The 24,927-nt window shown below is 59.1% G+C and carries 18 protein-coding genes; 10 read left to right on the plus strand and 8 right to left on the minus strand.

All coding sequences use genetic code 11. From position 1 onward, the window contains the following. Positions 1–11 precede the first annotated feature (11 nt). Genes kdpB through CRO62_RS08660 form a run of 4 tightly spaced genes read left to right on the plus strand, consistent with a single transcriptional unit; the run spans position 12 to position 6,139 of the window. A complete protein-coding gene (gene kdpB / locus CRO62_RS08645; RefSeq protein ID WP_097099887.1) occupies positions 12–2,096 on the plus strand; it encodes a potassium-transporting ATPase subunit KdpB in 2,085 nt (694 codons plus the stop codon). A gap of 11 nt (positions 2,097–2,107) precedes the next feature. Beyond that, positions 2,108–2,674, plus strand: a complete 567-nt coding sequence (kdpC, locus tag CRO62_RS08650; protein WP_097100434.1) for a potassium-transporting ATPase subunit KdpC — start codon at positions 2,108–2,110, stop codon at positions 2,672–2,674. Positions 2,675–2,728: 54 nt separating this feature from the next. After that, complete coding sequence (locus CRO62_RS08655; protein WP_097099888.1) at positions 2,729–5,431, plus strand: sensor histidine kinase; 2,703 nt, start codon at positions 2,729–2,731, stop codon at positions 5,429–5,431. Between the two features lie 18 nt (positions 5,432–5,449). Beyond that, positions 5,450–6,139, plus strand: a complete 690-nt coding sequence (locus CRO62_RS08660; RefSeq protein WP_003511468.1) for a response regulator transcription factor — start codon at positions 5,450–5,452, stop codon at positions 6,137–6,139. Positions 6,140–6,175: 36 nt separating this feature from the next. Here the strand turns inward: CRO62_RS08660 and CRO62_RS08665 are convergent, their stop codons facing one another. After that, the gene (locus CRO62_RS08665) at positions 6,176–7,228 is read right to left on the minus strand and encodes a low specificity L-threonine aldolase (RefSeq protein WP_003511467.1); all 1,053 of its coding nucleotides are present in this window, start codon (positions 7,226–7,228) and stop codon (positions 6,176–6,178) included. Between the two features lie 370 nt (positions 7,229–7,598). On the opposite strand from CRO62_RS08665, the gene gltB reads away from it, so the two are divergent. The 3 genes from gltB to CRO62_RS08675 are packed head-to-tail and all read left to right on the plus strand — an operon-like array spanning position 7,599 to position 13,981. Next, positions 7,599–12,344, plus strand: coding sequence for a glutamate synthase large subunit (gene gltB, locus CRO62_RS08670; protein WP_097099889.1), 4,746 nt, complete (start codon positions 7,599–7,601; stop codon positions 12,342–12,344). 8 nt (positions 12,345–12,352) lie between these two features. Next, complete coding sequence (locus CRO62_RS27175; RefSeq protein ID WP_179783927.1) at positions 12,353–12,511, plus strand: hypothetical protein; 159 nt, start codon at positions 12,353–12,355, stop codon at positions 12,509–12,511. Between the two features lie 15 nt (positions 12,512–12,526). Beyond that, positions 12,527–13,981, plus strand: coding sequence for a glutamate synthase subunit beta (locus CRO62_RS08675; protein WP_097099890.1), 1,455 nt, complete (start codon positions 12,527–12,529; stop codon positions 13,979–13,981). 180 nt (positions 13,982–14,161) lie between these two features. Here the strand turns inward: CRO62_RS08675 and CRO62_RS08680 are convergent, their stop codons facing one another. The 4 genes from CRO62_RS08680 to CRO62_RS08695 all read right to left on the minus strand — a co-directional run bounded on the left by CRO62_RS08680 (position 14,162) and on the right by CRO62_RS08695 (position 18,923). After that, complete coding sequence (locus CRO62_RS08680; RefSeq protein WP_097099891.1) at positions 14,162–15,523, minus strand: sensor histidine kinase; 1,362 nt, start codon at positions 15,521–15,523, stop codon at positions 14,162–14,164. Next, positions 15,520–16,194, minus strand: coding sequence for a response regulator transcription factor (locus CRO62_RS08685; protein ID WP_097099892.1), 675 nt, complete (start codon positions 16,192–16,194; stop codon positions 15,520–15,522). The genes CRO62_RS08680 and CRO62_RS08685 overlap by 4 nt, the downstream gene beginning before the upstream one ends. A 205-nt stretch (positions 16,195–16,399) precedes the next feature. Beyond that, positions 16,400–17,635: an SGNH family hydrolase gene (locus CRO62_RS08690; protein WP_097100435.1), complete on the minus strand. Its 1,236-nt coding sequence runs from the start codon at positions 17,633–17,635 to the stop codon at positions 16,400–16,402. A 64-nt stretch (positions 17,636–17,699) separates the two neighbouring features. Further along, positions 17,700–18,923 (minus strand): lytic murein transglycosylase, encoded by a 1,224-nt coding sequence (locus tag CRO62_RS08695; RefSeq protein ID WP_097099893.1) that lies wholly within the window; start codon positions 18,921–18,923, stop codon positions 17,700–17,702. 195 nt (positions 18,924–19,118) lie between these two features. On the opposite strand from CRO62_RS08695, the gene galU reads away from it, so the two are divergent. Then, positions 19,119–20,006 carry a UTP--glucose-1-phosphate uridylyltransferase GalU gene (gene galU / locus CRO62_RS08700; protein ID WP_097099894.1) on the plus strand — a complete coding sequence of 296 codons (888 nt, stop codon included), beginning with the start codon at positions 19,119–19,121 and terminating at the stop codon, positions 20,004–20,006. Between the two features lie 60 nt (positions 20,007–20,066). On the opposite strand, the gene uppP is transcribed toward galU, so the two are convergent. Then, on the minus strand, positions 20,067–21,545 hold the full coding sequence (uppP, locus tag CRO62_RS08705; RefSeq protein WP_097099895.1) for a polysaccharide biosynthesis protein UppP: 1,479 nt from the start codon (positions 21,543–21,545) through the stop codon (positions 20,067–20,069). 404 nt (positions 21,546–21,949) lie between these two features. Between uppP and CRO62_RS08710 the strand changes: the two genes are divergently transcribed. Both CRO62_RS08710 and CRO62_RS08715 read left to right on the plus strand, forming a co-directional pair. Further along, on the plus strand, positions 21,950–22,315 hold the full coding sequence (locus tag CRO62_RS08710) for a PAS domain-containing protein (RefSeq protein WP_097099896.1): 366 nt from the start codon (positions 21,950–21,952) through the stop codon (positions 22,313–22,315). A gap of 60 nt (positions 22,316–22,375) precedes the next feature. Continuing rightward, entirely contained in the window at positions 22,376–23,371 is a 996-nt protein-coding gene (locus CRO62_RS08715) for a KpsF/GutQ family sugar-phosphate isomerase (protein WP_013761856.1), read from the plus strand. A 3-nt stretch (positions 23,372–23,374) separates the two neighbouring features. Here the strand turns inward: CRO62_RS08715 and CRO62_RS08720 are convergent, their stop codons facing one another. Beyond that, positions 23,375–23,842, minus strand: a complete 468-nt coding sequence (locus CRO62_RS08720) for an NfeD family protein (protein WP_035199685.1) — start codon at positions 23,840–23,842, stop codon at positions 23,375–23,377. 2 nt (positions 23,843–23,844) lie between these two features. Continuing rightward, positions 23,845–24,894, minus strand: a complete 1,050-nt coding sequence (locus CRO62_RS08725; protein ID WP_019564923.1) for an SPFH domain-containing protein — start codon at positions 24,892–24,894, stop codon at positions 23,845–23,847. Positions 24,895–24,927 lie beyond the last annotated feature (33 nt).

The following is a 24,927-nucleotide window of genomic DNA, read 5'->3' on the forward strand; positions in this document are numbered from 1 at the left end:
GGAGTCTCTTCATGAGCCAGTCCAAACAAGCGAGCATCCTTGATTCTCGCATTCTCGTTCCGGCAATTGCCGACGCATTCAAAAAGCTCAATCCGCGCACGCTTGCGCGCAATCCGGTCATGTTCGTCGTGGCAACGGTATCGGTGCTGACAACCGTGCTGTTCGTTCGCGATCTTATCGTCGGCAACGCAAATCTCGGCTTTTCCTTCCAGATCAATCTCTGGCTTTGGTTCACCGTTCTCTTCGCCAATTTCGCCGAGGCCGTAGCCGAAGGGCGCGGCAAGGCGCAGGCGGATTCGCTGCGGAAAACCCGCACGGAAACCCAGGCGAAGCTTCTGACCGGTGATGATCGCAGCCAATACACGATGGTAGCCGGCGCTGGCCTCAAGGTGAACGATGTCGTTCTCGTCGAGGCCGGCGACATCATTCCGTCCGACGGTGAAGTCATCGAAGGTGTTGCCTCAGTCAATGAAGCGGCAATAACGGGCGAATCCGCCCCTGTTATCCGCGAATCCGGCGGCGACCGCTCGGCCGTCACCGGTGGTACGCAGGTGCTGTCGGACTGGATAAGGGTTCGCATCACCGCTGCTGCCGGCTCCACCTTCCTCGACCGGATGATTTCGCTCGTCGAAGGCGCCGAGCGCCAGAAGACGCCGAACGAAATCGCGCTCAACATTCTGCTTGCGGGCATGACGCTGATCTTCGTTCTGGCCACCGCGACCATTCCGAGCTTTGCGGCCTATGCCGGTGGCTCCATTCCGATTATCGTGCTGGTGGCGCTGTTCGTGACGCTCATCCCGACGACGATCGGCGCTCTCCTGTCGGCGATCGGCATTGCCGGCATGGACAGGCTGGTGCGTTTCAACGTGCTTGCCATGTCCGGCCGCGCGGTGGAAGCCGCCGGCGACGTCGACACGCTGCTGCTCGACAAGACCGGCACGATCACGCTCGGCAACCGCCAGGCAACCGAATTCCGCCCCGTCACCGGTGTTTCCGAACAGGAACTGGCCGATGCGGCGCAGCTTGCATCGCTTGCCGACGAAACGCCGGAAGGCCGTTCCATCGTCGTTCTCGCCAAGGAAAAATACGGCATCCGTGCCCGCGACATGCAGAAACTGCACGCCACTTTCGTGCCCTTCACCGCCCAGACCCGCATGAGCGGCGTCGATTTCGAAGGCTCTTCCATTCGCAAGGGGGCTGTCGATGCCGTTCTTTCCTATGTCGATGGCGGTGTTACGCAACAAGGCAATACGGCGCTTGCCGTTAAAACCGAAACGGATGTAACGCGCGACATCCGCACGATCGCGGAAGAGATAGCCAAGACAGGCGGCACGCCGCTTGCCGTGGTGCGCGATGGAAAGCTGCTCGGCGTCGTACAGCTGAAGGATATCGTCAAGGGCGGCATTCGCGAGCGTTTCGCCGAACTTCGCCGTATGGGCATCCGCACGGTGATGATCACCGGCGACAATCCCATGACGGCCGCTGCCATCGCGGCGGAAGCAGGGGTGGACGATTTCCTCGCCCAGGCGACCCCGGAAAACAAGCTGGAGCTTATCCGCGAGGAACAGGCCAAGGGCAAGCTCGTCGCCATGTGCGGTGACGGTACGAACGACGCGCCCGCACTGGCGCAGGCCGATGTGGGTGTCGCCATGAACACCGGCACGGTCGCAGCGCGCGAGGCTGGCAACATGGTCGATCTCGACAGCGATCCGACCAAGCTCATCGAAATCGTCGAAATCGGCAAGCAATTGCTGATGACGCGCGGCGCGCTCACCACATTCTCCATCGCCAACGACATCGCCAAATATTTCGCCATCATCCCGGCGATGTTCCTGGCCTTCTATCCGCAGCTTGGCGTGCTGAATGTAATGGGTCTTTCGACACCGCAAAGTGCGATCCTGTCTGCCATCATCTTCAACGCGCTCATCATCATCGCGCTCATCCCGCTCTCGCTGAAGGGCGTCAAATACCGCCCGATCGGGGCCGGCGCGCTGCTGTCGCGCAATCTGGTCATCTATGGTCTGGGCGGCATCATCGTGCCCTTCATCGGCATCAAGGCCATCGACCTCGCCATTACGGCGCTTGGTCTCGCCTGAGGAGTATGGAAATGTTGAAACAGCTACGTCCCGCACTGGTGCTGATCCTTGCCACCACCGCCATCACCGGCCTTGCCTATCCTCTTGGAATGACGGGCCTCGCACAGGCTATCTTTCCCTTTCAGGCAAATGGCAGTCTGATCGAGAAGAATGGTACCGTTGTCGGGTCGCAATTGATCGGGCAGGCCTTCACCGGCGAGAAATATTTCCACGGCAGGCCGTCGGCTGCCGGCGACGGCTACAGTGCCGCGTCGTCTTCCGGCTCCAACCTGGGACCGACGAGCGCAAAGCTTATCGACCGGGTGAAGCAGGACTACGAGGCTGCTAAATCCGAAAATTCGGCAGCCGAGGTTCCCGTTGATCTGGTGACGGCATCGGGCAGCGGTCTTGACCCGCATGTGTCGCCTGAGGCCGCCTATTTTCAGGTCTCGCGTGTCGCCAAGGCAAGGGGCATGAACGAAGCGTCACTGCGCGCCGTCGTCGACGCCCATGTGGAGGCGCCTGAATTGGGCTTCATGGGCGAGCCCGTTGTAAATGTGCTGGCTCTCAACATGGCTCTTGACGCAGCCGGCTCATGAACTGAAATGGCTATGGCTTCTTTGGAAGCCATAGCTTGTCCACTGGTGGGTTAAATGCCTGACGATAATCGTGATATGCCGAGCAGACCATCGCCGGATGCGTTGCTTGAAAACGCCCGGCGCGAGGCGCGAGGGCGGCTGAAGATTTTTCTGGGCGCAGCACCCGGTGTCGGCAAGACCTATGAAATGCTGATGTCCGGCCGGGCAAAACTCGCGGATGGTGTCGATACCATTATCGGCGTCGTGGAAACGCATGGCCGCAAGGAAACCGAAACACTTGTGCAGGGTTTCGAGATCATTGCGCGCCGGAACATTGATTATCGCGGCCAGGCGCTGGACGAGATGGATCTCGACGCCATTCTCGCCCGTCGACCGGCGCTGGTTCTGGTCGATGAGCTGGCCCACACCAATGCGGCCGGCAGCCGGCATCCAAAGCGCTATATGGATGTTCAGGAAATTCTCGCGCAGGGCATCGATGTCTATACGACACTGAACATTCAGCATGTGGAAAGCCTGAACGATGTGGTGGCGCAGATCACCCGTATCCGCGTGCGCGAAACGGTGCCGGACAGCATCATTGACCGCGCTGACGATGTTGAGATCATCGATATCACCCCCGACGATCTGATCAAGCGCCTGCAGGACGGCAAGGTCTATATGCCCCGCACCGCGCGGCGCGCCATCGAGAACTATTTTTCGCGCGGCAATCTGACGGCACTGCGCGAGCTTGCGTTGCGGCGCACCGCGCAGCGGGTGGACGAGCAGTTGCTCAACCACATGCAGTCGCACGCCATCTCCGGGCCGTGGGCTGCGGGAGACCGTGTTCTGGTCTGTCTGGACCACGGCGGCAACGGCCCCGGTCTGGTGCGTTATGCCCGAAGGCAGGCCGATCGCCTGCGCGCGCCGTGGACGGCACTGCATCTGGACACGCCTCGCTCTCAGCAATTGTCGGAGGCGGAGAAGGATCGGCTGGCCAGCACCATGCGTCTCGCGCAACAGTTGGGCGGCGAGACAGTAACCCTGCCGGCGCTCGACCTGACGCACGAAATCATATCCTATGCCAACGCCAATAACTTCACCCACATCATCATCGGCCGTCCCAGAAGGTCGTGGTGGCAGAGAATCCTGCAGCGTTCGCTGACGCATGATCTGATAGATCATGCCGGCGATATCAGCGTGCATGTCATTTCCGGCGACAAAAACGTGGAGAAGCCGGTCCAGAGCGTGAAGCCGGCAACGGCTCAATCGCGGTTTTCGATACTGCCCTATCTCAACAGCACCCTGTTTGTCGGACTGGCGATCGTGGCCGGCATCGTGCTTGACCAAGCCCTTGATGTTCAAAATCTGGCGCTGGTGTTCCTGATGGCGGTTTTCGCAGCAGCCGTGCGCGGAGGGCTGGGGCCTGGCCTCTATGCTTCCCTGCTTGGTGCCTTTGCGTTCAATTTTTTCTTTCTTGAACCGCGCTACACCCTGACTGTCCGCGATCCCGAAAGCGTCGTGGCGTTGCTGTTCTATCTCGGTGTGGCGCTTGTCGCCTCAAATCTGACTGCGGCGGTGCAGCGGCAGGCCGCAGCGGCACGGATGCGTGCGCGAACCACGGAAGATTTGTACCTTTTTTCCAAAAAACTCGCGGTTACCGGCACGCTGGATGACGTATTGTGGGCAACCGCGTTCCAGATGGCGTCGATGCTGAAAGTCAGGGTCGTCCTGCTTCTGCCCGAAAACAATTCGATCACCGTCAAGGCGGGCTATCCGCCTGATGACACGCTCGTGGATGCGGACATTGCGGCCGCACACTGGGCCTGGGAACACAACAAGGCTGCAGGCCGGGGCGCCGATACGCTCCCGGGTGCCAAACGCCTTTATCTGCCGCTACGCACCGGCAGCGGCGCCGTCGGGGTGGTGGGGCTGGACGACGACCGGCTTGGCCCGCTTTTCACACCTGAGCAGCAGCGGCTTTTCGATGCGCTGGCGGATCAGGCGGCACTTGCCATCGAGCGTATCCAGCTGGTTTCGGATGTCGATCGGGCAAGGCTTGCGGCGGAAACCGACCGGCTGCGCACCGCGCTTTTGACCTCCATCTCCCACGACCTGAAAACGCCGCTCGCTGCCATTCTGGGGTCCGCCGGAACGCTGAAGGATTTCGCCGACGACATTCCGCCCGAGGCGCGCACCGAACTGCTTCTAACCATCGTCGAGGAATCCGAACGGCTGAACCGCTTCATCTCCAACCTGCTCGATATGACGAGGATCGGTTCGGGTGCGATGGAGCCGAATTACGGATTGCATTTTGTTGGCGATATGGTCGGAACAGCGCTTTCCCGCGCGGCGAAAATCGTTGTCAGGCACGAGATCGTTCTGGACATTCCCTCCGATCTGCCGATGCTGAAGGTCGATCCGGTGCTTTTTGAGCAGGTTCTGTTCAATCTGATCGACAATGCTGCCAAATACGCGCCCGAACAAACCGTAATCCAGATTCGCGGGTGGCGGCAGGGCAGGCATGTCTTCCTGTCCGTTGCCGACGAGGGGCCGGGTATTCCCCCTGATGATACCGAGCGGGTGTTCGACAGTTTCTACCGTGTGCGCAAGGCGGACCATGTGCAGGCCGGGACCGGCCTCGGGCTATCCATCTGCAAGGGGTTTATCGAGGCCATGGGTGGATCTATTCGCGCTGAAAACAGATCGGGTCGCACGGGCGCGCAATTTACCATAAGCCTGCCCGTTCCCGCCGAAGTGCCGGTGCTGAACCATGATTAGGGCTGAAGGAGATCGGGAATGACCAATTCCGCCGTTCGCATTCTAATCGTCGACGATGAACCGCCGATCCGCAAACTTTTGCGGGTCGGTCTCTCGACGCAGGACTATGCGGTCAGTGAGGCGATGAATGCCCGCGTCGCGATGGAGTTGATGAACGAGGACAAGCCCGATCTCGTGGTCCTTGATCTCGGTCTTCCGGATATGTCGGGACACGAGCTTCTGGAGAAATGGCGGGGCGAGGGACTTTCCCTACCCGTCATCATTCTTTCCAGCCGCACTGATGAGGCGGGTATCGTCAAGGCACTGGAGCTGGGTGCCGACGATTACATCACCAAGCCTTTCGGCATGAACGAGCTTGTTGCCCGCATTCGTGTCGCCCTGCGCCATCGCCTTCAGAGCCAGGGTGAGAGGCCGGTGTTTCATACCGGCGATCTTTCGGTCGATCTCGTCAGGCGCATCGTCAAGGTGGAGGACCGGGAGGTGAAACTCTCGCCCAAGGAATATGATATTCTGCGGGTTCTGGTCCAGCATGCGGGCAAGGTGCTGACGCACCGCTTCCTGCTGGAGCATGTGTGGGACGAGTTGACCGACGTGCAATATTTGCGCGTTTATGTACGCCAGCTTCGCCAGAAGATCGAAAAAATTCCGGATCAGCCGCGCTATATCCTCACGGAAACCGGTGTCGGCTACCGGCTGCAGGAGGTTTGAGGGCGCCGTTACGACACGACGCCCCCAATTGTTTTGTCAAACGGCGGCGCAGATCGACAGGAATTCGTCGACATCAGTCTCGGTCGTTGCGAAGCTGGTGACCATGCGGATCAGCACCTCGTCCTTTCCAACCTTTTCCGGCATATCGCGCGGCACCAGCCAGTCGTAGAACTTTGCGCCTTTCTCCGTTGCCGCTTCAGCGGCGGCCTTCGGCAGAATGGCGAAAACCTCGTTTGCAGTGGTCGGCCATGCCAGACGGGCACTGTTAAGCGAGGCGAAGCCGGCGCGCAGCCGATTGGCCATGGCATTGGCGTGGCTTGCGAGACCCAACCAGAGATCGTCCTGCAGATAGGCTTCGAATTGTGCGGCGATGAAGCGCGACTTCGAAAAAAGCTGGGCAGTGCGCTTGCGCAGGAAGGCGAAGTCTTTGGCGAGCGCGGGATCGAAAAACACGATCGCTTCCGCGCACCAGCAGCCGTTTTTCGTGCCACCGAAAGAGAGCACATCAACGCCGCGTTTCCAGGTCATTTCGGCGGGCGTGGTGCCGAGTGCGGCAAGCGCATTGGCGAAGCGCGCGCCGTCCATATGCAGCGGCAGGCCGTTCTCCTTGGCGATTTTGGCAATCGCGTCGATTTCATCGAGCGTATAGACAGTGCCGGCCTCGGTTGCCTGTGTCATGGTAACCGCTGCGGCGCGTCCGTGATGAACGGCGTCCTGCGGATAGCGCGAAATGCGCTCGATCAGATTTTCCGGCAGCATCTTGCCGTTCGGTCCCTCGACGGCAACCATGCGCATGCCGGAGAAGAAATCCGGCGCGCCACATTCATCCTCGATCACATGGGCTTCGGAATGACAGAAGGTCAGGCCGCCGGGGCGGGCAATGCTTGCCAGCGAAAGAGAATTGGCCGCCGTACCTGTGGCGACAAAGAACACCGCCACTTCGCGTTCGAATATTTCATTGAAGCGCTTTTCTATGGAAAGGTCGAGGGCGCTGGTGCCATAGGCGGCCGCAAATCGGGTGGATTCCCGCGAAAGGCGCTCGTTGATGGCAGGGTGGGCGCCGGCCCAATTGTCTGAGGCAAAAAACATCTCTGAAAGCTTTCCGATGGCTGTTGTGCTGGTGTTGGGAATGCGTTGACGATGACCCGCAAAGTTCTAGGACCTAACCTCGCGGTTGGCAAATCCGGCAATGAAAGCAACGCCCGAAGCGTTTTGTGACAAGAAAGTTTCGCGCAATGGGTCAGTATCGAAACTTCGCTGCAAATCGGCACTGCGACTAATTGGATTCGCACCCTTGCTAAACCCGCGGGTTTCTGCCAAAATTCTCTCGAATTGAGACAGCTTTGCTGTCCTAAATTTGGTCGAGCCGGATTGAATGCGGATTTTTCGGAAAGCGAAATTCGTGTCGAGCCGGATCTTCGCATGAAACCATGCAAGTAATTTTGCAGGAGGGACGAAAATGACAAACAAGCTGCAGGCAGACAACGTCGCCGCAACCCTGACCACAGACTGTCCCACCGCGGCTACGGCCGCACCCGTTTCTGCGAAGGGGCGTTTCGCGGGCGGCCTGCCGGAAAAGCAGGGTCTTTACGATCCGCGCAATGAGCACGATGCCTGCGGCGTCGGCTTTGTTGCCCATATGAAGGGTCAGAAGTCGCACCAGATCGTCAAGGACGGCCTGTTCATTCTTGAAAACCTGACGCATCGCGGTGCTGTCGGCGCTGATCCGCTGATGGGCGATGGTGCAGGCATTCTCGTGCAGATCCCCGACCGCTTTTTCCGCGAGGAAATGGCGAGCCAGGGTGTGACGCTGCCGAAAGCTGGCGAATATGCTGTTGGCCACATCTTCATGCCGCGCGATCCGTCCCGTATCGATCACTACAAGAAGGTCATTGTCGACGTGATAGGCGAGGAGGGACAGCAGTTCCTCGGCTTCCGCGACGTGCCAGTCGACAATTCTTCCCTTTCCAAGGCACCCGATATCGCCGGGACCGAACCGCACCATGTTCAGGTTTTCATCGGCGCCGGACGCGATGCCGCGACTAATCATGACTTCGAGCGCAAGCTGTTCCTGATCCGCAAGGTTCTCTCCAACCGCATCTACGACGAGGGTGGCGGCAAGGAAACACAGGATTTCTACCCCGTCTCGCTGTCCTCCTCCACCATCGTCTACAAGGGCATGTTCCTCGCCTATCAGGTTGGAGCCTATTACAAGGATCTGGCAGACCCGCGTTTCGAATCCGCGGTCGCGCTGGTGCACCAGCGTTTCTCCACCAACACCTTCCCGTCCTGGAAGCTCGCGCATCCCTATCGGATGGTCGCCCATAACGGCGAGATCAACACGCTGCGCGGCAACGTCAACTGGATGGCGGCGCGTCAGGCGTCTGTTTCGTCGGCGCTGTTCGGTGACGATATCTCCAAGCTCTGGCCGATTTCCTATGAAGGCCAGTCGGACACCGCCTGCTTCGACAACGCGCTCGAATTCCTCGTGCGCGGCGGTTACTCCATGGCCCATGCCGTGATGATGCTGATCCCGGAAGCCTGGTCGGGCAACCTGTCCATGTCGGCTGAGCGCAAGGCGTTCTACGAATATCATGCCGCGCTTATGGAGCCGTGGGACGGCCCGGCCGCCGTTGCCTTCACCGATGGCAAGCAGATCGGCGCAACCCTCGACCGTAACGGTCTGCGTCCGGCGCGCTATCTCGTCACCGACGACGACCGCGTCATCATGGCGTCGGAAGCCGGCACGCTGCCGGTTCCGGAAGAACGCATCATCAAGAAGTGGCGTTTGCAGCCTGGCAAGATGCTGCTGATCGACATGGAAAAGGGCTCGATCATTTCCGACGAGGATGTGAAGCACGAGCTTGCTGCCAAGCACCCCTATCGCACCTGGCTCGACCGCACCCAACTCATTCTTGAGGATCTGAAGCCGGTGGAGCCGCGGGCGCTGCGGCGCGACGTGTCGCTGCTCGATCGCCAGCAGGCCTTCGGTTACACCAGCGAAGATACCAAGCTCCTGATGTCGCCGATGGCAACGACAGGCCAGGAAGCCATCGGCTCGATGGGTACCGATACGCCGATTTCGGCCATGTCGGACAAGTCCAAGCTGCTTTACACCTATTTCAAGCAGAACTTCGCGCAGGTCACCAACCCGCCGATCGATCCGATCCGCGAAGAACTGGTGATGAGCCTCGTTTCGTTCATTGGCCCACGCCCGAACCTTCTCGATCACGAGGGCGCGGCCCGTGCCAAGCGTCTGGAAGTGCGCCAGCCGATCCTCACCAATGGCGATCTGGAAAAGATCCGCTCAATCGGCCACACGGAAGACCGTTTCGATACCAAGACGCTCGACTTTACCTATGATGTGGAGCGCGGCGCCGAAGGCATGCCTGACATGCTCGACCGCCTGTGCGAGCGAGCTGAATCCGCTGTTCGCGGTGGTTACAACATCATCGTTCTGTCCGACCGTCAGCTCGGCCCGGACCGCATTGCGATCCCCGCGCTGCTGGCGACGGCTGCCGTGCATCACCACCTGATCCGCAAGGGTCTGCGCACCTCGGTCGGCCTCGTCGTTGAAACCGGCGAACCGCGCGAAATCCATCATTTCTGTCTGCTCGCCGGCTACGGCGCGGAGGCCATCAACCCCTATCTCGCCTTCGACACGCTGCTCGACATGCACAAGCACGGCGCCTTCCCGAAGGAAGTGTCGGACGACGAAGTCGTCTATCGCTACATCAAGGCGGTGGGTAAGGGCATCCTCAAGGTCATGTCCAAGATGGGCATTTCCACCTACCAGTCCTATTGCGGCGCGCAGATTTTCGACGCCATCGGCCTGTCTTCGGAATTCGTCGAGAAGTATTTCTTCGGCACCGCCACCTCCATCGAGGGCGTGGGTCTGACCGAGATCGCCGAAGAAACCGTAACGCGCCACACGGCGGCTTTCGGCAAGGATCCGATCCTTGCCAACACGCTCGATATCGGCGGCGAATATGCCTATCGCATGCGCGGCGAAAGCCACGCCTGGACGCCGGATGCCGTCGCCTCGCTGCAACACGCCGTGCGCGGCAACAGCCAGGAGCGCTACCGTGAATTTGCTGGGATGGTGAATGAGACGGCGCTGCGCATGAACACCATTCGCGGCCTGTTCAAGGTCAAATCGGCGGAAGCGCTCGGCCGCAAGCCGGTTTCCATCGATGACGTCGAACCGGCGGTCGATATCGTCAAGCGGTTCTCGACGGGCGCCATGTCCTTCGGCTCGATCAGCCGCGAGGCGCATACGACGCTTGCGATTGCGATGAACCGCATCGGCGGCAAGTCCAACACCGGCGAAGGCGGCGAAGAATCCGACCGTTACATGCCGCTTCTGAACGGCAAGCCGAACCCCGAGCGTTCCGCCATCAAGCAGATCGCATCCGGCCGTTTCGGTGTGACGACGGAATATCTCGTCAATGCCGACATGTTGCAGATCAAGGTCGCGCAGGGTGCCAAGCCCGGTGAAGGCGGCCAGCTGCCCGGCCACAAGGTGGATGCGACGGTTGCAAAGACCCGTCACTCCACGCCGGGCGTCGGCCTCATTTCGCCGCCGCCACACCACGATATCTACTCCATCGAAGATCTGGCGCAGCTGATCTACGACCTGAAGAACGTCAACCCGGAAGCAGATGTTTCTGTGAAGCTCGTGTCGGAAGTGGGCGTGGGCACGGTTGCGGCGGGTGTCGCCAAGGCGCGCGCCGACCATATCACCATCGCCGGTTTCGACGGCGGCACCGGTGCTTCGCCGCTGACGTCGCTGAAGCATGCCGGTTCGCCCTGGGAAATCGGCCTTGCCGAAACCCAGCAGACGCTGGTGCTGAACGGCCTTCGTTCGCGCATCGCGCTGCAGGTGGATGGTGGTCTGAAGACCGGCCGCGACGTCATCATCGGCGCGCTGCTTGGTGCGGATGAATTCGGCTTTGCCACCGCGCCGCTGATTGCTGCGGGCTGCATCATGATGCGCAAGTGCCATCTGAACACCTGCCCCGTCGGCGTCGCAACGCAGGACCCGGTTCTGCGCAAGCGCTTCAAGGGTACGCCGGAACATGTCATCAACTACTTCTTCTTCGTGGCTGAAGAGGTGCGCGAAATCCTCGCCTCGCTTGGCGTTACCAAGCTGGACGAGATCATCGGCGCTTCCGAACTTCTTGAAAAGGATGAGATGCTGGCGCACTGGAAGGCCAAGGGTCTGGATTTCAGCCGTATCTTCCACAAGGTCGAGGCTCCCAAGGAGGCAACCTTCTGGACCGAGCGTCAGAAGCACCCGATCGACGATATTCTCGATCGCAAGCTGATCGAGAAGTCGCTACCGTCGCTGGAAAACCGCGAGCCTGTCGTTTTCGAAGTGCCGATCAAGAACGTCGACCGTTCCGCCGGTGCCATGCTGTCAGGCGCGCTTGCCAAGCGCTGGGGCCATAAGGGTCTGAAGGACGATACAATCCACGTGACCCTGCGCGGCACGGCCGGTCAGTCCTTCGGCGCGTTTCTCGCTCGCGGCATCACCTTCGATCTGGTGGGTGACGGCAACGACTATGTCGGCAAGGGTCTTTCGGGTGGCCGCATCATCGTGCGTCCGCCGGAAAACACCCGTATCGTCGCGGAAAACTCGATCATCGTCGGCAACACCGTTCTTTACGGCGCCATCACCGGCGAGTGCTATTTCCGCGGTGTTGCGGGTGAGCGCTTTGCAGTGCGCAACTCCGGCGCGGTCGCGGTTGTCGAAGGTGTCGGCGACCACGGTTGCGAATATATGACGGGCGGTATTGTCGTGGTGCTCGGCGAGACGGGCCGCAACTTCGCGGCCGGCATGTCCGGTGGCGTAGCTTACGTTCTCGACGAGAAGGGCGATTTCGCCACCCGCTGCAACATGGCCATGGTCGAGCTGGAGCCGGTTCCGGAAGAGGACGACATGCTGGAGAAGCTGCACCATCACGGTGGCGACCTCATGCACAAGGGACGCGTTGACGTATCCGAGGACATGACGCGTCACGACGAGGAGCGGCTCTACCAGCTGATTTCCAATCACTTCCACTACACCAACTCTGCACGCGCCAAGGATATACTCGACCGCTGGAGCGAGTTCCGTCCGAAATTCCGCAAGGTCATGCCGGTCGAATACCGTCGTGCGCTTGAGGAAATGGAGCGCATGCGCATGGGCGTGGCGGCGGAATAATCCGCCGCGTGAGGATACTACACCAACTGGTCTCGCTGATGATCGCGGTCGCCGTTCCCATGGCGATCTATTGGACAAGCGGCGAGACCGGATTTGAATTCATCGTATTGGGGGCGGCTTTCGGTTTCGCTTACTGGTACTGGGGCCCGACAGGCGCTCCGCTTTGATGTGAGGACATAAACGTGGGCAAGGTTACAGGTTTTCTTGAGATCGACCGGCAGGTGGGCAAGTATCAGCCCGCATCGGACCGTATCCGCCATTTCCGCGAATTCACCATTCCGATGTCGGATGCCGAGGTGCAGAAGCAGGCGGCGCGCTGCATGGATTGCGGCATTCCCTACTGTCACGGTCCGACGGGCTGTCCCGTGCATAACCAGATCCCCGACTGGAACGATCTGGTTTATAACAACAACTGGGAAGAGGCGATCCGCAACCTCCATTCCACCAACAACTTCCCGGAATTCACCGGCCGCGTCTGTCCGGCACCCTGCGAGGAAGCCTGCACGCTGAACCTCGAGGATGCGCCGGTCGCCATCAAGACCGTCGAACAGGCGATTGCCGATAAGGCCTACGAGCTGGGCTTTATCGTGCCTAAGCCGGCCACGATCCACACCGGCAAGAAGGTCGCCATCATCGGTTCCGGTCCTTCCGGCATGGCGGCAGCGCAGCAGCTTGGCCGCGCCGGTCATGAGGTCCACGTTTACGAGCGTGAATCGAAGCCCGGCGGTTTGCTGCGTTACGGTATTCCGGATTTCAAGATGGAGAAGAACTTCATCGACCGCCGCGTCGAGCAGATCAAGGGTGAAGGTGTTACCTTCCATTGCGGCGTCAACGTCGGCGTAGATGTAACGGTCGAAGCGCTTCTGGCTGATCACGATGCGGTTCTTTATTGCGGCGGTTCGGAAACCCCGCGCCCGGCCGGCATCGGTGGCGCCGATTTCAATGGCGTTTACGACGCCATGCCTTACCTCGTGCAGCAGAACCGCCGCGTTGGCCGCGAAAACATCGACAGCATCGGCTGGCCGGCCGATCCGATCCTCGCCGGCGGCAAGCATGTCGTCGTCGTCGGCGGTGGCGATACGGCGTCTGACTGCGTCGGTACGGCCTTCCGTCAGGGTGCGGTTAAAGTCACCCAGCTCGATATCCGCCCGATGCCGCCGGAAAAGGAAGACAAGCTTGCCGTATGGCCCTTCTGGGCAACGAAAATGCGCACCTCTTCTTCGCAGGCAGAAGGCGCAGTTCGCGAGTTCCAGGTGGCCACGCTTGAATTCGTCGGTGAAGACGGCGTTTTGACGGGTGTAAAGTGCTGTCAGGTGGACGACCGGCGCAACCCCATTGCCGGTACGGAGTTCATCATCAAGGCTGATCTTGCCTTCATCGCCATCGGTTTCTCCGGTCCTTTCACCGATAGCGTGCTGAAGGAAATGGATGGCAAACTGTCGCTCAACACCGATCGTCGCGGTTCCACCAACGTGATCGCCAACGAAACGGACTACAAGACCTCGGTCGACAAGCTGTGGGCGGCGGGCGACGTTCGCCGTGGCCAGTCGCTGGTGGTCTGGGCAATCCGCGAAGGCCGTCAGGCGGCACGTGCGATCGACGAAGAGCTGATGGGCGCAACCGTCCTTCCGCGCTGAGCGAGTTGACGCGGCGCAAGCCGTCGTAACAAAAACGGAAAGGCCTGTTGTGTTTCACAACAGGCCTTTCGTTTGACTGGAGAACCGAAACGCGATGGAGGTTTCGCATTCAGGGGACGGCAACATATCGCGCCTGAGAATTGCAATGACATTACGTGGTGTCCGAAGACAGGATTCGTTTCAGCAATAGGGAAGGCTGATGCGGAAGGAGGCGCCGCCGGATGGGGAATCACTTATGGTGATCTCACCCCCATGGTAGCGGACGATTTCCTGCACGAGGTTGAGACCGAGCCCGGTACCGCGATCCTTCGGTCTTAACCGGTGAAATGCGTCAAACACGGCTTCCCGGTCCTCTTCGGGAATTCCGTTGCCTTCGTCGGATATGTCGATCACGCGGTTGGCTCCCACTTTTATGGTGATCGTTCCGCGATTGCCGCCATGTTCGATGGCGTTTTGCACGACGTTCATCAGGGCGCGTTGCAGCGAGGCGTCATCGGCAAGGGCGAGGATCGGCTCTTCGTCCGGCTCGAACGAAAGTTCGTAGCCTTGAGAGATTGCAAGCGGCGCCATATCAGCGACGACAGACCGGCACAGGCCAACAAGATCTAGTGGAATAAGCGGCGCCTTTTGCCCGCCAAGTCGTTGCAGATCGAGCAATTGTTCGGCAAGCACGGCGATACGGCTGGCATCGGCCAATATCCTGCTCCGGTCCGGTCCGTCCAGCAACGTTTCGACACGGGTCTGGAGAATGGCGACGGGGGTTCGCAATTCATGGGCCGCATCGAGAATGAAACGCTTGTGCCTCTCATAGCCATCGTCCAGCCGCTGCAATGCGCCATTGACGGCATGCACCAGCGGCTGCACCTCCCTTGGAATATCGCCATCCGGTAATCGATATCCCCGTTTGTCGATATCGATGGTCTCCGCCGTTCGGGCGATGGCGGAGAGCGCGAAAAACTCTTTGCGGATGATCCAGGGAATGGTCACGATCGTCACGGCGGACATGAGAATAAGGAACGGCATGACCAGGATGTTGGAGAACAGGAGGACCGGGAAGGTCATGCTGAACGGCCCGCCTTGGCCGATCATGGCGAATTCACCCTCCGGCCCGGAAACACGGCGAACGATAGCGATGCGCATGACGGCGAGATAGGAATAGGACAATGCCGCCTCACGTATATCGGAGAGTTTGATATTGGTGTCGCTAAGCTGCTGATCCATGTTGCTGAAGGCTTCGGGAACCTGACCGTCTTGCACGATTTCCCCTGTTTCGCTGACGGCGACGAACCAGAAGTCGGGCATGTTTCTGCGCAACTCTGCAAATTCATTCGTTTCTCTAAAAGCCAACCGGCCATTGCTGTCCCGTGTGAGCGCATTGGCGGCGATTTGGGCCGACTGCTGACTGAGGAGTGCGCTGCCGACGCCGCCGCTCGATAGATAGGCGACAAAGGTGGCGCTGAAGATGAAAAGGCTGCCGATCTGGAACAGCAGCAGTTGAATGGTCAGACGACGTTTGAGTGATTTCCTTTTGGCCGGCTTCATGCGGTTGCCCTCAGCAGATAACCGACGCCGCGAATACCGTGAACCTCCAGACCCGCATCCGCCGCCTGCAATTTACGGCGCAGACGGGAGATATGTGAATCAAGCGCATTGGACTGGATTTCATCGTCGAAATTGTAAACGGCCTCTTCCAGTACCGATCGCAGCACCGTTCTGCCCTGCCGACGCAACAGGGCTTCGAGGATCAGCAATTCGCGTCTGGTCAGGGGAATAAACTCTCCCTTGATGCGAACTTCGCGGGTTTCGAAGCAAAATTCCAGCTTGCCCAGTTTCGCCGTCATCGTCACGCTGCCGGCTGGCCGGCGCATCAGGGCGCGGATGCGGGCAAGGAGCTCCTCGACAGCGAAGGGCTTGGCCAGATAATCGTCCGCGCCAAGGTTCAGGCCGTTCACCCGGTCCGCAAGCGTGCCTTGCGCTGTCAGCACGATGACGGGCGGTGTGACGGGCAGCAGGCGCAGATCTTCTATAAGCTGGATGCCATCGCCATCGGGCAATTGCCGGTCGAGCACGACAAGATCGTGAACACCGTCCATGATCGCATGCCGGGCAAGATCGAGCGTGCCGACATTGTCCACGATGATATCGAACCGGTGCAGGGCGGCGGAAAGGGCTGCTGCCATTTCGCGTTCGTCTTCAACAAGCAGCAGGCGCATGAATTGTTCTCGGCAATGTCTGGCGTGCGCCTTCTGGAGAGGAAGGGGCGCGGGGGCATCGGATAAATATCACCGTGCAGTAAGACTCGCGCATGGGAAGGCAATTGGCCGACCCCGCATTTGCTGCAAAGCTGTATTTATCCTGCCATTGCCGGGTTGCCTCAACATTACGCCGGTTCGATCCGTAGCGACGGCGGAGAAGTGGCTATTGCCTGGCCTGAGCGGTATCCGGGACAACCCGGTAGTCATCGATACGACCCGCCGGTGCATCGGCCATCTCGCCCCGCTTGGTCAGTCGTTCACGTGGCGATTCCACCACCGAGACACGTGTCGATACGGTCGTCGAAGGGACATCGCCAAGCAGCTTGTCACCTCCATCGAGGTTCGGATCGGTCAGGCTGATCGGCTGGGTGCGCACCTGTCCCGCGTCGATGCCAAGTGCGGGCAGGGAGGTGAGTGCAGGCAAATTGCTGCCGTCCAGTTTCACGAGGTCCGGTCCGGCGCTGTCGAGGTGCCTGCGCACGAATTTCTCGACGTAAAAAGCAAGCTTGCGTTTGCCGGCCTGCGTCATGCCGACGCCATCTGCCTCACGCAGACGGGCCTGCTGGCCGTTCATGTCGTAGCCGGTGATAACAAATTTACCGGCCTCGTCGACGAAGCCGTCCCAGACATCGACGAATTCGCCGCCGTATTTTTCGGTATGGCTGCGATAAAGCCGGTTGAAGCCGACGAGATCGGCCGAGAGTGAGGTTGACTGGAAGGCAGGCAGGCCAACCCACAGCAGCGGCACCTTCGGGCGGCGGGCAAGGGTCAGAAGTTCATCGATCCGCCGCTCATATTCCTTGAACCAGACATCGGTGCCAAATTTTTCCCTGATATCGCCGATCTGCATCTGCTGGCGATCGTTCGATCCCATCATGATGACGATGGTGGCGGGATTTGTTTCGGTTATGAACTGCGGTAGATTGGCGAACCAGTCGTAATAATCCGTGCGGACGAGGCCCGAAGAACCATTCGCGCGCACATCGACCGAAATTCCCGGAGAGCTGGCGAAGGCATTGACCAATTCTTCCCCCATGCCACCGGCCAGAAAATCACCGACGACCAGAACGCGCCTTGCATTTTCAAGCTTGGCGGTCGGCTCCGGTTTTATGGTTCGCATCTGAACCACCGAAGGCGCTTTTCTTGCGGGTTGCGGGCGGGTGACTGATTTTTCACGCGGGGCAGCCGGGAAATCCCGGCGATTGCGGGGCTGGTATTCGCGGCCGGGCGTGTCCTCCCGGCCCACGGGCCGGCCAAACAGCATTTCGAACAGGGTGCGTCGCTGTTCCTGGGCGAAGGTTTGCGAAGGGACAAGCGGCGTGCACAAGACAGCACAAAGAATGATGGCGCAGATGCGCCAGCCCGTCCTTGTGCTTTTTGCCGCAGGTTTCCTACTCATGACATAGATCCTTCCGGATGCTTCGGCGGCGTTGAAGACCGCCGCCGAATTCACCGGCATATTATCAATTCCGCAGGGCTCTCAGCAATCGCTGCGACGGCTGACCGTCGGTTTCCAGACCCATGCGCGATTGGATGGCGCTGATCGCCGCCTTCGAACCGGAGCCGAAATTGCCATCGACCTCGCCATCGTAATAGCCCAGTTCTTTCATGCGGGTCTGGAGTTCGAATTTTTCACGAATATCCAGCGTGCCGTCCGGACGCGGCCATTTCTGCTGCATGCCGCCATAACCGGCGATCTCGTCCGCAAGCAGGCCAACGGCCAGCGCATAGCTGTCGGATGCGTTGTATTTCTTGATGGTGAAGAAGTTTTTCATCATCAGGAAACCTGGACCATTTGCCCCACCCTGCAGTTTCAGCATGGCGCGATCGGAGCCGCGGGTGAAATTCTTGCCGTTCGGGCGGGCAAAGCCAAGCTTGGTCCATTCCGCAATGGACTTCGTCTGCCCCTCATAACGGGCACCGCCACGCGGCACGGCTGTTTCGTAACCCCAGGTCCGGCCGGGCTCCCAGCCGTTCTTGGTGAGAAGATTGGCGGCCGTCGCCAGCGCGTCTGGAACCGAGTGCCAGATGTCGCGCTTACCGTTGCCGTCCGCATCGACAGCATAGAGCAGGTAGCTGGTCGGAATGAACTGGGTATGGCCCATCGCCCCCGCCCAGGAACCCGTCAGCTGCTTGGGCGTGACATCGCCCGCCTGCAGGATTTTAAGTGCGGCGATCAATTGCGTGCGCGCGAACTTGGCGCGTTTGGGGTCGGAATAGGCGAGCGTGGCCAGTGCCTGCGGAATATTGTGCAGGCGCTCCGGCTTTTCGAGAACCGCGCCGTAATTCGATTCCATCGACCAGATTGCGAGAATGATGTGTTTGTCGACGTTGAAGTTACGCTCGATCCAGTTGAGCGTCGTCGCGTGCTTCATCTTCATCTCGCGGCCGATGCGCACCGTATAGGGGTTGACGCGGGAATCGAGATAATCCCAGATCTGGGTGGTGAATTCCGGCTGGAAGGTCGCCTTGCGCAGCGCATCCGGATCCGGCTCGCTGACGCCAGCAAAGGCTTTCTGGTAGGTCGCCTTGCTAATGCCTTCTTTCGCGGCTGTTGCGTAGAACTGGTTGATCCACTGCTTGAACCCAGCATCGGCCCGGGCCGAGACGGGGGCCAGCGAGATCGCCAGACCTGCAACCATCATGCAGCCGAATTTGCGGACATTTGAAAGGATCATCTTTGTCATCGTCAGTCTTTCGTTCTCTCGAATATCATTTCGATTGCGAAAACGCATCGGGCGTCGTCATGCATAACAAAAGAATGTCAACAAATTCTTTACCATTAATAGATGGTAGCGTCACCCTTTACAAAACGTTGTTATTTTTGAAATAACAACACTGTGCGGGGATTGTGATCAAGTTTTATCTCTCAGGAGGGATATGTGGTAGAACATAAGAAAATTCGGAAGGCCGTATTTCCGGTCGCAGGTCTGGGTACGCGTTTCCTGCCCGCAACCAAGGCGGTTCCGAAAGAAATGCTCACTGTCGTTGACAAGCCGGTCATTCAATACGTCGTCGACGAGGCGGCGGAAGCGGGCATCGAGCATTTCGTATTTGTCACCGGCCGCGGCAAGGCGGTGATTGAAGATTATTTTGATATTCAATTTGAACTCGAACAAATGCTGCGCGAGCGCAACAAGAATGCCGAGCTTACATTGCTGGCCGGCCTTCTGCCCAAGGCGGGCACGGCAAGCTTCACGCGTCAGCAGGTGCCGCTTGGTCTTGGCCATGCGGTCTGGTGTGCGCGTGATATCGTCGGCGACGAGCCTTTCGCCGTGCTGTTGCCTGATATGATCATGCACTCGCAGAAAAGCTGCCTCAAGGGCATGGTCGAACTTTATGACCAGACCGCCGGCAACGTCATCGCGGTGCAGGAATGCGCTCCCGATCAGACGCATAAATACGGCATCGTCGGCGTGGGTAACACCGTGGGCGAGGGTTTCAAGATCACTGAAATGGTCGAGAAGCCTGCCAAGGGTACGGCACCTTCGAATTTCTACATCAACGGTCGCTACATCCTTCAGCCTGAGATTTTCGACATTCTGGAAAATCAGGAACGGGGCGCCGGCAACGAAATCCAGCTGACGGACGGCATGTTGACGCTTGCCAAGTCGCAGGAATTCGCTGGCTATCATTTCCGCGGGCAGACGTTCGATTGCGGCGCCAAGGATGGTTTCATTCTTGCCAACGTCGCTTTCGCGCTCGAACGCGCTGACATACGTCCCGCAATCGAGGAGCCGATCAAGGCTCTTATCGACGGACTGAAGTAAATTCACCAAATGGACAACGGGATCCCGGCCTTCGCGCCGGGATTTCTATTTGGGGCAACGTTATCGTTTCAGGACAAGCCCCGCGCCGATGCGCAGTTCGTTGCTGTCATAAATCGGCGTCCACTGATAACTAACGTCCGCCGTCAGATCGAGATAGCGGTTCAGCCCCCAGGTCAAGCCAGCGCCTGCGGTGTATTCCACGGCATTCTCGTTGTCGGAGGACGGGAATGTCCGGTGTACGATCTGCCCGGTCAACCGCGCGACCAGATTGCTGCGCAACTCATGGGTCAGCCCGGCATCCAGTCGATAGGAAATCCAGCCGCCCTGCGGTCCGCCGGCGAAATCCTCTATCGTCGTGCGCAGGCCAAGATTGACGTTGGTGCCGCGCTGGGGTGACCAGTTCAGCTCGCCGTCCAGTGTCAGAGCGCCGATGGAAGCGATGCGGTCGTCGTCATATTGTTTGCGTAGATAGCCGATGGCGGCCTCGCCGCGGGTCTTCTCGCCAAGATCGACCTCGGCTCCAATTTTGGCGCCGTAGGAATTCGAGGACCGCGCGTAACCGGTATTGTCCAGGCGCCTGTCATATTTGGTCGTCCCCGCGTTCAATTCGAGGAACGGGATCAGTGCCGGTGACAATTCGTAGCCGATGCGGCCGCGCAGGTTCGCGCTGTTCTGGTCGCGATCGCTAAGACTGATCGGCTGGCCGTTTATGCCCTTTGCATCCGTGTAGACCGTACGCGACAGATCGAGCGCCGCCAGCCCGCGCAGCTTGCCGAAATCCCGTTGGATCGATGCGCCAGTCGTGAAACGGTGTTCTCCGCCTTGCACGGCAGCGCCGGTCAAAGCGTTGGGGTCAGTGGTGCCTTCACGACTGAATTCGTAACCCGCCTTGAGATTAGCCGTCGTTTCTTCGCTGAGATCGAGGCGCAGATCGGCTTCTATCCGCGCCCTTGGCTCCTCGCCATTCTTGCTGCCGAAATTTTTCTCCCAGGCGCCATCGCCTGTTACAGTCAGCGCATGGCGGGACCAGTCGCTGGTTAGCGTGCCGCGAATACCCGTCGTCAGGTAGTTACGTCTGGAAGGGCCGCCGGTGTTCGTCTGCTTTTCCGTATTGATCGTCTGGCTGATCGAAGGCCGCAGCAGGAATGTACCGAGCCGGATGCCGGGGGTTTGTCCGGGTTCGGTGGCTCTTTGCGGGTTTTCACCGCCGTCTACCGTTGGCTCATAAGGGTTTTCCGCGTCGGCATAAGGCTGGCCGGCTTCTTCCTGCTGTTCGGAAATAGGGTCGCCCGGATTATTCGAGGGGCGCCATAGTTGCTGTGGCGGTGCTGCTCGCACCGTGCTTGCCTCGGTTTCAGTTGTCGTTGTCGGGTTCTCTGCCGGCGTTGCATCGCCGGATGGAACAGCGACAGGCAGCCGCGTGGCCGCTGTTTGCGCGAAAACAGTTCCCGGGGTGTAGAGAAGCGTACAGGCAAGCAGCAGCAGGGTTGCTGCTTTCCGCGACGTCGGCAGACGTGTGGCGGTGCCCTTCACAATCATTCCTCTTCACCCGGCGCATTTGGCCGATGTCGGATCGAAAGTTCGTCTCAGCATTTCCTGAAGCCGAATGAGCGGCAGACAGATGAAGTGGACGACCAAGTGACCAGACACGCGACGCAAGTTTTAATATCGCTTTAACAATAGGATTTTTATGGTTAACAGTTGATAAAGACCCCCCGGATTTCAGCACATCTGTGGCTGCGGCAAAGCTGGGGGCCTTCCTCGTTCGATTTGGCCGCTTCGGCACCGCGACTGAAGAAAATTTGCCGAGATGACTAATATTTCTAATATGATCAGATTTAAACGTTTCATTTTGGCACGGAATCGCCCTATGATTGGGTGGAACTCATCCGTTTTATTTTAGCAATCCAATTGATTTTTATTTTGTGTCACAGCGTCGTTTCATGAATCCCGTTTTGAACGTCAAGCAGGTCGGTTTTTATTGCTGGGATATTACCAATGACCGATTCTATCTAGACGAAGTCTGCGCTGAACTCTTCGGCATTCCTTTGCGGCAGGCGATGCAGGGCATCAGCATTTTCCAGATGCTCGAGAAAGTGGATATCGGCCATCGCAATCATGTGATCGAAACTGCGCTCACGACGCTTAAGGCCGCCAGCTTTTACCATCAGGAATATGCCGTGCGCCGTGATGACGGCTCTATCTCGTGGATAAGGACAGTCGGGCGATATCTGGTCGATGAAGAGAACATCCCTTTCAAGCGGATGGGAACGATGGAGGAGATTTCTCCACCGAACCTGCGCCACTAAAGAGCGGCGATTTTCGGCTGTAGAGTGGACTTATTCCGGTTGAAATAGTAACAGTCGGCCATGATTACGAGAGCCGTCAAACTGGTTGAAGACAATGCGATTGAATCCGCCGTGCGGACGATTTCGATGGAGAGGGCTGGCCTTGCCGCTCTTGAAGAGGCCCTCAGGAACGGGCTTTCCGAACCTTTCTGCAAGGCGATCGAAACGATCGGCCAGTCTAATGGCCGCCTCATCATCACCGGGGTGGGTAAAAGCGGCCACATAGGCGCCAAGCTCGCGGCCACCTTCGCCTCCACGGGAACGCCTGCGTTCTTCGTGCATGCGGCGGAGGCCAACCACGGCGATCTGGGCATGATCGGCGGTGATGATGTGGTGCTGGCGATCTCCAAAGGCGGTGAAAGTTCAGAGCTGCGTAGCATCATCAACTACTCGCGCCGTTTCTCCATCCCGCTGATTGCACTTACCTGTTCGGAGAGTGCATCGCTAGCGAAGGCAGCCGATATCGTGCTTCTGGTTCCCAATGAACAGGAAGCCTGCCCGCTCGGTCTTGCGCCTACCACCTCCACATTGATGCAGCTGGCACTTGGCGACGCCCTTGCCGTTGCGCTTCTGGAAGCACGCAATTTCACTGCCGGTGATTTCAAGGTGTTTCACCCCGGCGGCAAACTGGGCGCGGGCCTTACGCTGGTCAGCGATATCATGCATACCGGCGACCGGGTGCCGCTGGTCGGCAAGGGAACCTCCATGCCGGAAGCAGTCAGTGTTCTTTCCCGTAAGCATTTCGGCTGCGTCGGCATTCTGGACGAGGATGGCCGTCTCTGCGGCATCGTCACCGAGGGCGATATGGCGCGCAACCTGTCGCGCAACCTCGCCGAATTGACGGTTGACGACATCATGACCCGTACTCCGAAAACGGTCAAAAAATCGGTGCTGGCGACCAGCGCTCTGGCGACGCTGGAAAAATTCCACATCGGTGCGCTGATCGTCGTTGATGACGATAACCGGCCGATAGGGTTGGTGCATTTCCACGATCTGTTGAGAATCGGTGTGGCCTGATCGCTATGAGCGGTCGAGCGGCTCTATCGTCAGGGTGCGGCCACGCGCAGCTGCGATCCTGACACGTGTTCCAGCTGGCATGTCCTCACCGTTAACGGACCACCAGGTATCGTCCAGCCTTATGCGGCCGCGTCCTTCGACAACCGGCTCCTGCAGGGTCGCTGTGCGGCCAACAAGGCTTGCTTCCCGCTGATTGAGGAAGGGTTCGTCGCTTGCCTCCCGGTTTTTGCCGAAATATTTCCGGCCAAGCAGGGCGAAGGCGATGGAGAGGGCGGCAAACAGCACCAGTTGCAATTGCCACGCCCAGAATGCAGCATCCCAGAACAGCAGGGAGAGCGCGCCGATCACCAGCGCGGCAATGCCAATCCAGATCAGAAACACGCCCGGAGCGACCAGCTCGGCAGCCAGCAGAATGAAGCCGGCAATCCACCAGCTCCATGGTCCCAACTCCGTGGCAAGCCGTTGCAGCATCGTCACTTCTCCGATGAAGAGCCGAAGGGATTACCGGGAATTGTCACGTTGATGGCCTGGGCCGAAGGCCGCGACGGCGGCACCGAGCGGGAAGATGCGGGGACGGCGGGCGCCGTTGGTGCATCGCCCTTGTCGCCGAAGACGTCGCGGGCGATTGCCCCTATGCCGCCGAGCGAGCCGATCAACGCAGAAGCCTCCATCGGCATCAACACGATTTTCGAGTTTTTGGCGGTACCGATATTGGAGAGCGCTTCGGTATATTTCTGGGCAACGAAGTAATTGATCGCGTGGACATTGCCGGCAGCGATGGCTTCCGACACCATGCGGGTGGCGTTGGCTTCGGCCTCGGCCAGACGCTCGCGGGCCTCGGCATCGCGGAACGCCGCTTCGCGCTGGCCTTCCGCCTCGAGAATGGCGGATTGCTTTGCGCCCTCTGCGCGCAGAATCTGAGCATTGCGGGCGCCCTCGGCCTCCAGCACCTGCGCGCGTTTTTCACGCTCCGCCTTCATCTGCCTTGCCATGGAATCGACTAGATCTTTCGGCGGCGCGATATCCTTGATTTCGATGCGCGTGACCTTGATACCCCATGGTCCCACCGCCTCGTCCACCACGCGCAGCAGGCGATCGTTGATGGCATCACGGTTTGACAATAACTCATCGAGATCCATCGAGCCCATCACCGAGCGGATGTTGGTCATGGTGAGGTTTTCAATCGCCATTTCCAGATTGGTGATCTGGTAAGCGGCCTGTGCGGCATTGAGGACCTGATAGAATGTGACGGCATCAGCCGAGACACTGGCATTATCGCGGGTGATAACTTCCTGTGTCGGTATATGCAGAACCTGCTCCATCACATTCATCTTCGAACCGATGCTTTCGAAGAACGGCACGATAAGGTTGAGGCCCGGCTCGAGTGTGCGGGTGTAGCGCCCGAACCGTTCAACCGTGTAGCGATGCCCCTGCGGTACGGTCTTGATGCCGGCAAAGAGCACCAGAATGACCAAAACAACCGCCGCTATGACGACGATATCGAAACCGCCCAATGCAATCATCACTTCTTCCTCCAGCACCAGAACCTTTTGGGA

Source organism: Rhizobium sp. AN6A (assembly GCF_900215635.1).
Taxonomy (GTDB): Bacteria; Pseudomonadota; Alphaproteobacteria; order Rhizobiales; family Rhizobiaceae; genus Agrobacterium; species Agrobacterium tumefaciens.